This is a genomic window from Variovorax sp. P4_D9, assembly GCF_056401695.1.
This window is the reverse complement of record NZ_JBFUIU010000368.1, coordinates 1-8,854: the sequence shown is the minus strand read 5'-3', so window position 1 is coordinate 8,854 and position 8,854 is coordinate 1. Positions and strand designations below refer to the sequence as shown.

Genomic DNA, 8,854 nt, shown 5'->3' with positions numbered 1-8,854 from the left:
ATCCCGATCTGGATTCCGCAATCGACCTTCGTGCTCGGCTGCTGGCTGCTGCTGATCGCGATGGTCGACGAACTGGTCGGCGTGGTGCGCGGCGAGAAGCCGAGCTATCAACGCGCGGTCGAAGAGCGGCACGCGGCCGGCGACTTCTCTTCCGACGTCTAAGGCCCCCATGCTCGAAACTCTTCTGATGGGCGCGCTGCTGCTCGCCATCATGCTGGTGCTGCTGGCCGGCGGCGTCTGGATCGCGATGACCCTGGCGATCGTCGGCTGGGTCGGCCAGGCTTTCTTCACCAACACGCTGCCGGCCAAGAACCTCTTCTCGTCGTTCTGGGAGTCGAACGCGTCGTGGGAGCTGGCGGCGCTGCCGCTCTTCATCTGGATGGGCGAGATCCTGTTTCGCACCAAGCTCAGCGAAGAGATGTTCGAAGGCCTGCGTCCCTGGCTCAACCGCGTACCCGGGCGGTTGATGCACACTACCATTCTCGGCTGCGGTGTGTTCGGCTCGGTCTCCGGCTCGTCGGCCGCGACCTGCGCCACCATCGCCAAGGTGGCGCTGCCGGAACTGGTGCGCCGCGGCTACAACGAGAAGCTCGCGATCGGCTCGCTGGCCACCGCGGGCACGCTCGGCATCCTGATCCCGCCGTCGATCACGATGGTGGTCTATGCGGTGGCGGCCGACGCATCGATCATCCGCATCTTCCTGGCGGGCTTCCTGCCGGGGTTGCTGCTGATGGTGCTGTTCTCGGGCTATATCGGCTGGTGGAGCCTGCGCAACCCCGATCAGGTGCCTCCGGCCGACCCACCGACCGCCTTCATGGAGAAGATCCGGCTCTCGGGCAACCTGATCCCGTGCGCACTGCTGATCATCTTCATTGTCTGGGTGCTAGTAGCGGGCTGGGCCACCGCCACCGAATGCGCGGCCTTCGGCGTGCTGGGCTCGCTGGGCATCGCCGCCTGGGGCAAGAGCCTGACCTGGAAGAACTTCAAGGACGGGATCATGGGCGCCACGCGCACCAGTTGCATGATCATGTTCATCCTGGCCGGCGCCGCCTTCCTGACCAAGACCATGGCCTTCACCGGCATCCCGCGCGAACTCGCCGAGTGGGTCGATTCCATGCACCTGTCGCCCTACGCGCTGATCAGCGCGCTGGTGCTGGTGTACCTGGTGCTGGGCACCGCACTCGACGGCATCTCGATGATCGTGCTGACCAGCGCCGTGGTGCTGCCGATGATCCAGAAGGCCGGCTTCGACCTGGTCTGGTTCGGCATCTTCATCGTGCTGCTGGTCGAGATCGCCGAGGTCACGCCGCCGGTGGGCTTCAACCTCTTCGTGCTGCAGAACATGACTGGCAAGGACAGCAACGTGATCGCCAAGGCAGCGATCCCTTTCTTCTTCTGCCTGGTGCTGTGCATCGTGCTGATCACCGTGTTCCCGGGCATCGTGACGATCCTGCCCGACGTGGTGATGGGCGTCGAGAAGTAGCGGCCGCGCGAATATCATCCGCCGATGCTGCTGAACGTCATCGTCATCTGCGTCTCCGCCTGCATCGGGGCCTTGATGCGCTGGGGCTTCCAGATGTGGCTCAACCCGGGCGGCCTGCTGCCCTGGGGCACGCTGGCGGTGAACCTGATCGGCGGCTACATCGTCGGCCTGGCGATTGCCGGTTTCACCGCGCTGCCAGACATCGACCCGGCCTGGCGGCTGATCGTCGTCACGGGCTTCCTGGGCTCGCTGACCACCTTCTCGAGTTTCTCGGCCGAGGTCGTCGCCATGCTGATCAGCGGCCGCCCGGGCCTTGCACTGGGCACCATCGCGCTGCACCTCGGCGGCTCGCTGGGCCTGACCTGGCTGGGCTTTCGCACGGTCCGGCAATTCATGGCCTGAGCGGGGGAATTGCCGTAGGGGCGGTCGATAGAATCGTTCGCGATGCCCCTTGCCCTCCTCGTTGCACTCCCCTTCGTCGCCAGCGTGCTCGCCGCATTGCTGCCATCGAACGCGCGCAACCGGGAGTCGACGCTGGCGGGGCTGGTCGCGCTGGCGTGCGCGGTGCAGGCCGCCTGGTTCTTTCCGGACCTTGCCAACGGCAACGTGATCCGCCAGCGGGTCGAGTGGCTGCCCGTGCTCGGACTCGACCTGAGCTTCCGCATGGACGGCTTCGCCTGGCTCTTCTGCATGCTGGTGCTCGGCATCGGCGCCCTGGTGGTGCTGTACGCGCGCTACTACATGTCGGCCTCGGACCCGGTGCCGCGCTTCTTCTCCTTCTTCCTCGCCTTCATGGGCGCGATGATGGGCGTGGTGCTGTCGGGCAACCTGGTCCAGATGGTGATGTTCTGGGAGCTCACCAGCCTGTTCTCGTTCCTGTTGATCGGCTATTGGCACCATCGGCGCGATGCGCGGCGCGGTGCCAGCATGGCCTTCGCGGTCACTGCCGCGGGCGGACTGTGCCTGCTGGCCGGCGTGCTGATCCTGGGTCGCATCGTCGGCAGCTACGACCTCGACATGGTGCTGGCCTCGGGCGACCTGATCCGCGCCAACCCGCTCTATCCGGTGCTGCTGGTGCTGGTGTTGCTGGGCGCCTTCGCCAAGAGCGCGCAGTTCCCGTTCCACTTCTGGCTGCCGCGCGCGATGGCGGCGCCGACACCGGTGTCGGCCTACCTGCATTCGGCCACCATGGTGAAGCTCGGCGTGTTCCTGATGGCCCGCCTGTGGCCGGTGCTGTCGGGCACCGAGCCATGGTTCTGGCTTGTCGGGGGCGCCGGCGCGATCACGCTGCTGCTCGGCGGCTACGTGGCGATGTTCCAGCGCGACCTGAAGGCGCTGCTGGCCTATTCGACGATCTCGCATCTCGGCCTCATCACGCTGCTGCTCGGGCTCAACAGCCCGCTGGCGGCGGTCGCGGCGGTGTTCCACATCATGAACCACGCGACCTTCAAGGCCTCGCTGTTCATGGCCGCCGGCATCATCGACCACGAGAGCGGCACGCGCGACATCAGCAAGCTCAGCGGGCTGCTGAAGTTGATGCCGATCACCGGCACGCTGGCGATCATCGCCAGCGCCTCGATGGCCGGCGTGCCGCTGCTCAACGGCTTCCTGTCGAAGGAGATGTTCTTCGCCGAGACCGTCTTCATCCAGTCGAATCCCTGGGTCGACCGCGGCCTGCCGGTCATCGCCACCATCGCGGGCATCTTCAGCGTGGCCTATTCGGCGCGCTTCGTGTTCGACGTCTTCTTCGGTCCGCCCTGTGGCGCCGACCTGCCGAAGACCCCGCACGAACCGCCGCACTGGATGCGCGTGCCGGCCGAATTGCTGGTGTTGATCTGCCTGGTGGTCGGCGTGGCGCCGGCGTGGTCGGTGGGCGCCTTCCTGGCCACCGCGGCGGCGCCGGTGGTCGGCGGCGAACTGCCCGCCTACAGCCTGGCCTTGTGGCACGGCTTCAATCTGCCGCTCATGATGAGCTTCATCGCGCTTGCCGGTGGCGCGCTGCTCTACCTGCTGCAGCGGCGCGGCCGCGAGCGCGGTGTGCTCTCGACGACGCCGCTGCTGAATCGCTTCGACGGCCAGCGCATGTTCGAGAATGCGATGGCCCGGCTCAGCGAGATCGGCCGGCGCAGCCGGCGCCTGCTCGGCACGCGCCGGCTGCAGACGCAGCTGTTGCTGCTGGTCGCGGTCGCCGTCGCCGGTGCCGGGGCGGCGCTCTGGGTCACGCCGGTGGCGCGCGGCACGCGCGAGCCGCTGCCCTTCTCGCCGATGTTCGCGATGACCTGGCTGATCGGCGCCATCTGCGCGGTCAGCGCGGCCTGGCAGGCCAAGTTCCACCGCTTGGCCTCGCTGATGCTGGCCTCGGGCGCGGGGCTGGTCTGCTGCATCACCTACATCTGGTTCTCGGCGCCCGACCTGGCGCTCACGCAGCTGGTGGTCGAGGTGGTCACCACCGTGCTGATCCTGCTCGGGCTGCGCTGGCTGCCGATGCGCACCGCCAAGCCGGAGCCGGTGGGCGCCCGGCTGCGGCACGTGGGCCGGCGCAGCCGCGACCTCTCGATCGCGATCGCCGCCGGCGCCGGCATGGCGGCCATCGCCTGGAGCGTCATGACTCGCGCATTTCCGCTCAGCATATCGCCCTTCTTCCTCGACAACGCATTGTCCCAGGGCGGCGGCAGCAACGTGGTCAACGTGATGCTGGTCGACTTCCGCGGCTTCGACACCTTCGGCGAGATCACCGTGCTGGGCGTGGTCGCGCTGACGGTCTATGCGCTCCTGCGCCGCTTCCGTCCGGCGCCCGAATCGATGGCGCTGCCGATCCAGCAGCGGCTGCAGCCCAGCGACGGCAGCAGCGACCTGCTGAACCCGCGCCGCGCCAAGGACACCGCGGTCGGCTACCTGATGGTGCCGGCCGTGCTGGTGCGGCTGCTGCTGCCGCTGTCGGTGCTGGTCTCGGTCTACTTCTTCATGCGCGGCCACAACCAGCCGGGCGGCGGCTTCGTCGCCGGGCTCGTGATGTCGGTGGCCCTGGTGCTGCAGTTCATCGTCTCGGGCACCGAGTGGGTCGAGGAGCACCTGCGAATCTATCCGCGGCGCTGGATCGCGGCCGGCCTGCTGCTCGCTCTGGCGACTGGTGGCGGCGCGGTGGTCCCCGGCTATCCGTTCCTCACAACGCACACCGCGCACCTGCACCTGCCCCTCGTCGGCGGGGTCCACGTGCCGAGCGCGCTGTTCTTCGACATGGGCGTGTTCGCCCTGGTGCTCGGCGCCACCATGCTGATACTCACCGCGCTCGCCCACCAGTCGATCCGCAGCCACCGCTGGTCCGACGAGCAGGCCGAGAAAGAAGCCGCGCGCGTCGCGGCCGAGATCGAGGCGGCCGCCTGATGGAAATCGTGCTCGCCATCGCCATCGGCGTCCTCACCGGCTCGGGTGTCTACCTGCTGCTGCGGCCACGCAGCTTCCAGGTGATCATGGGGCTCACGCTGATCTCGTACGCCGTCAACCTGTTCATCTTCAGCATGGGACGGCTCAAGGTCGACAGCGAACCGGTGCTCGAGCCCGGGCGCATCGCGACCCTCGCGAACACCGCCGATCCGATGCCGCAGGCGCTGGTGCTGACGGCCATCGTGATCGGCTTCGCGATGACGGCCCTGTTCCTGGTGGTGCTGCTGGCTTCGCGCGGGCTCACCGGCACTGACCACGTGGACGGCAGGGAACGTCGGGAGTCGCAGGAATGACCGAGTTCCTGGCCTTCCTCGACCGGCTGCTCGAGTTCAGCATGCCGCACCTGGTCGCGGTGCCGATCCTGGTGCCGATGCTGACCGCCGCACTGATGCTGTTGTTCGGCGAAGAGCACCGCCGCAGTAAGTCGGCGCTCAGCGTGGTCTCGGGGCTGGTCGGCCTGCTGACCGCGCTCGCGCTGCTGCGCTGGGTCAATGCAGCCGACACCGGTGGCGGGCCCGGCTCGATCGGCGTCTACCTGCCGGGCAACTGGCGCGCGCCCTTCGGCATCGTGCTGGTGGCCGACCGGCTGTCGACCCTGATGGTCGCGCTGACCGGTGTCGTCGCCTTCGCCGCCTCGATCTACTCGACCTCGCGCTGGGACCGCGCCGGCGTGCATTTCCATCCGCTGCTGCAGCTGCAGCTGATGGGGCTCAACGGCGCCTTCCTGACCGGCGACCTGTTCAACCTTTTCGTCTTCTTCGAGGTGATGCTGGCCGCTTCCTACGGCCTGCTGCTGCACGGCTCGGGACGGCTGCGCGTGCAGGCCGGGCTGCACTACGTGGCGATCAACCTCGCGGCATCCTCGCTGTTCCTGGTCGGGGCCTCGCTGCTCTATGGCGTGACGGGCACGCTGAACATGGCCGACCTGGGCGTGCGCATCGCGCAGCTCGATCCGGCCGACCGCGGGCTGGTGCATGCGGCGGCGGCCATCCTCGCGACCGCCTTCTTCGCCAAGGCCGGCGCCTGGCCGCTCAATTTCTGGCTGGTGCCGGCCTACAGCGCCGCGGTATCGCCGGTCGGCGCCGTCTTCTCCCTGCTGACCAAGCTGGGCGTCTACACGATCCTGAGGCTCTGGACCCTGCTGTTCGCACCCGACACCGGCGCCTCGGCCCAGTTCGGCCAGGGCGTGCTGATCACGACCGGGCTGGCGACGCTGTTCGTCGGCGCCTTCGGCATCGTCGGCACCCAGCGGCTGTCGAACCTCGCCGGCTACAGCGTGCTGATCTCGGCCGGCACGCTGCTGGCCGCGATCGGCTTCGGCCAGCCGGCGGTGTGGGCCGGTGCCCTCTACTACCTGCTGAGTTCGACCCTGGCGGCGGCCGCCTTCTTCATGCTGATCGACATGATCGAACGCTGGCGCAACGCCGGCGCGAGCATCGCGCCGCACGAGGCGGCGGGCGACGCCCCTTTCCTGTCCAAGGACCTGCGCCGGCTCGACGACGTCAACCTCGACGACGATGCCCAGGCGCTCTACGGCCGGGCCATTCCGACCGGCGTCGCCTTCCTTGGGCTCAGCTTCGTCTGCTGCACGCTGCTGCTGGCGGGCATGCCTCCGCTGTCGGGCTTCGTCGGCAAGTTCGCCATGTTGTCGGGCCTTCTCGGCGGCGCGCGCGTGTCGCCGGCGGCGTGGGTCTTCCTCGGGCTGCTGATGGTCTCCGGCTTCTTCTCGCTGCTGGCGCTGGGCCGGACCGGCATCCGGCATTTCTGGACCCAGGCCCACGCCACCCTGCCGGCGCTGCCCGCGCTCGAGGTGCTGCCGGTCGCCGCGCTGCTGGCAGCCTGCCTGGCGCTGACAATCGAGGGCGGCGCCGTGATGCAGCACGCGGCGGCGACCGCCGACGGCCTGTTCTCGCCGACCGCCTACCGCCAGGCGGTGCTGGGCGCGACGCAGGTGCCGAACCCTGTCGCCGCCCCGGAGGCCGCGAAATGATCAGGCGCTGGCTGCCCTCGCCGGCGCTGTCGATGGCGCTGTTCGTCGTCTGGCTGCTGCTGAACCAGTCGCTGGACGCGGCCACCCTGCTGCTGGCGGCGATCCTCGCGATCGCGGTGCCGGTGCTGACCCAGTCGCTGCGCCCGGCCCGGGTCCGGATGCGCCGGCCCGGGGTGGCGCTGCGGCTCTCGGGCATGGTCGCCTACGACCTGGTCCATTCGGCGCTGACTGTGGCGCGCCTGCTGCTGAGCCGCCGCAACGACCAGATGGCGCCGCGCTTCGTGCGCGTCCCGCTCGACATGCGAGATCCGAATGGGCTGGCGGTGCTGGCGATGATCATCTGCCTGACGCCCGGCACCGCCTGGGCCGAGATCGCGCTCGACCGCTCGACTCTGTTGATCCACGTGTTCGACCTCGACGACGTGCCGGCCTTCATCGGCATGGTCAAGAGGCGCTATGAAGTCCCGCTGATGGAGATCTTCGAATCATGACGCCCGTGCTCCTCTGGTCGCTCAAGCTCGCGCTGCTGCTGCTGGCGGTGGCGATGCTCTGCGCGCTCTTCCGCCTGCTGGTCGGGCCCACGGCGCAGGACCGCGTGATGGCGCTCGACTGCCTCTACATAAACGGCATGCTAATGATGCTGGTGCTCGGCATCATCTATGCGAGCAACGTCTACTTCGAGCCTGCGATGCTGATCGCGCTGTTCGGCTTCGTCGGCTCGACCGCGATCGCCAAATTCCTGCTGCGTGGGGAGGTGATCGAATGAACCCCATCATCCAGGGACCGCTGCCGCTCTGGGCAGAGATCCTGACCGCCGTGTTCGCGCTGACCGGCGCCGCCTTCGCGGCCATCGGCTCGTTCGGACTCGTGAAGGTGCCGACCTTCTTCCGCCGCATCCACACGCCCACGCTGGGCGCGACGCTCGGCGTCTGGTGCATGACCCTGGCCACCATCATCTACTTCTCGGTCCAGGGCGGCAGCCTGTTCCTGCACGCGCTGCTGATCGCCGTCTTTGTCGCGCTCACCGCGCCGGTCACCACCATCTTCCTGATGCGCGCGGCGCTGTTCCGCGAGCGGCAGAAAATGGGCGACGTGCCCCCTCCGGGCTGAGGCGCGCTCGTGCATCTGTCCGACCTGCTGCAGCAATACGGCTACGTCGTGGTCTTCGTTGCTGGCCTGTTCGAGGGCGAGACGATCCTGATGCTGGGCGCCTTCGCGGTGCACCAGGGCTACCTGTCGCTCGGGCCGCTGATCGCCTGCGGCGCGGCGGCGGCGTTCGTGACCGACCAGGTCTACTTCCACCTGAGCCGGCGCAAGGGCGCCGAGCTGCTGGCCAAGCGCCCCAAGCTGCGGGCCCACATCGAGCGGGTCAACGGCTTCGTCGGCCGGCATCCGGTGGCGACGATCTTCCTCATGCGATTCGCCTGGGGCCTGCGCATCGCATTGCCCGCCACGCTCGGCATGGGCCGGATGCGGGCGACGGTGTATGCCGCGCTCGACGCCGTGGCCGCGGTCGTCTGGGCGGCCGTTATCACCCTGTTCGGCCTCAAGCTCACGGGCTGGGTCCATGCCTGGGTCGGCCACCTGAAGCCTTACGAGCATCGGCTGATCCTCGCCGCTCTGGTGATCACGCTGGCGATGACACTCTGGCGCCAATGGCACGCGCGCCGCTGAAGGCGCCGCGGGCGCGTGGGGGGCTTTACTCCTTGATTTCGAGGGCCCGGTTGACCCGCAGCGCCACCAGGGTGCAGAGTGCGCCCGACAGCAGGTAGACGCTGACATAGCCCAAGCCGAAGTTGGCCGACAGGCCCAGTGCCACCAGCGGCGCGAAGGCGGCGCCGATCAGCCAGGCCAGGTCAGCGGTGAGCGCGGCGCCGGTATAGCGGTACTTCGACTCGAAATTGGCCGTGACCGCACCGGCCGCCTGACCGTAGGAA

The 8,854-nt window shown here is 68.4% G+C and carries 9 protein-coding genes and 1 pseudogene; 9 read left to right on the top strand and 1 reads right to left on the bottom strand.

The annotated features are described in order from the left end of the window. Window positions 1–169: 169 nt before the first annotated feature. The 9 genes from AC1DY5_RS31240 to AC1DY5_RS31200 are packed head-to-tail and all read left to right on the top strand — an operon-like array spanning window position 170 to window position 8,591. Window positions 170–1,483, top strand: a complete 1,314-nt coding sequence (locus tag AC1DY5_RS31240; RefSeq protein WP_478117773.1) for a TRAP transporter large permease — start codon at window positions 170–172, stop codon at window positions 1,481–1,483. A 24-nt stretch (window positions 1,484–1,507) separates the two neighbouring features. Further along, entirely contained in the window at window positions 1,508–1,885 is a 378-nt protein-coding gene (gene crcB, locus AC1DY5_RS31235) for a fluoride efflux transporter CrcB (protein ID WP_478117772.1), read from the top strand. Window positions 1,886–1,927: 42 nt separating this feature from the next. Further along, entirely contained in the window at window positions 1,928–4,867 is a 2,940-nt protein-coding gene (locus AC1DY5_RS31230) for a monovalent cation/H+ antiporter subunit A (protein ID WP_478117770.1), read from the top strand. After that, window positions 4,867–5,220, top strand: a complete 354-nt coding sequence (locus AC1DY5_RS31225; RefSeq protein ID WP_478117768.1) for a Na+/H+ antiporter subunit C — start codon at window positions 4,867–4,869, stop codon at window positions 5,218–5,220. The genes AC1DY5_RS31230 and AC1DY5_RS31225 overlap by 1 nt, the downstream gene beginning before the upstream one ends. Next, window positions 5,217–6,917 carry a monovalent cation/H+ antiporter subunit D gene (locus tag AC1DY5_RS31220; RefSeq protein ID WP_478117766.1) on the top strand — a complete coding sequence of 567 codons (1,701 nt, stop codon included), beginning with the start codon at window positions 5,217–5,219 and terminating at the stop codon, window positions 6,915–6,917. The genes AC1DY5_RS31225 and AC1DY5_RS31220 overlap by 4 nt, the downstream gene beginning before the upstream one ends. Then, window positions 6,917–7,408 carry a Na+/H+ antiporter subunit E gene (locus AC1DY5_RS31215; protein WP_478117775.1) on the top strand — a complete coding sequence of 164 codons (492 nt, stop codon included), beginning with the start codon at window positions 6,917–6,919 and terminating at the stop codon, window positions 7,406–7,408. The genes AC1DY5_RS31220 and AC1DY5_RS31215 overlap by 1 nt, the downstream gene beginning before the upstream one ends. Continuing rightward, window positions 7,405–7,683 (top strand): K+/H+ antiporter subunit F, encoded by a 279-nt coding sequence (locus AC1DY5_RS31210; protein WP_478117765.1) that lies wholly within the window; start codon window positions 7,405–7,407, stop codon window positions 7,681–7,683. Before AC1DY5_RS31215 ends, AC1DY5_RS31210 begins: the two co-directional genes overlap by 4 nt. Then, complete coding sequence (mnhG, locus tag AC1DY5_RS31205; protein ID WP_478117764.1) at window positions 7,680–8,027, top strand: monovalent cation/H(+) antiporter subunit G; 348 nt, start codon at window positions 7,680–7,682, stop codon at window positions 8,025–8,027. The genes AC1DY5_RS31210 and mnhG overlap by 4 nt, the downstream gene beginning before the upstream one ends. 9 nt (window positions 8,028–8,036) lie before the next feature. Next, a complete protein-coding gene (locus AC1DY5_RS31200) occupies window positions 8,037–8,591 on the top strand; it encodes a DedA family protein (RefSeq protein ID WP_478117762.1) in 555 nt (184 codons plus the stop codon). Between the two features lie 25 nt (window positions 8,592–8,616). Here the strand turns inward: AC1DY5_RS31200 and AC1DY5_RS31195 are convergent. After that, window positions 8,617–8,854 (bottom strand): annotated as a pseudogene (locus AC1DY5_RS31195) (MFS transporter); the annotation flags it as partial.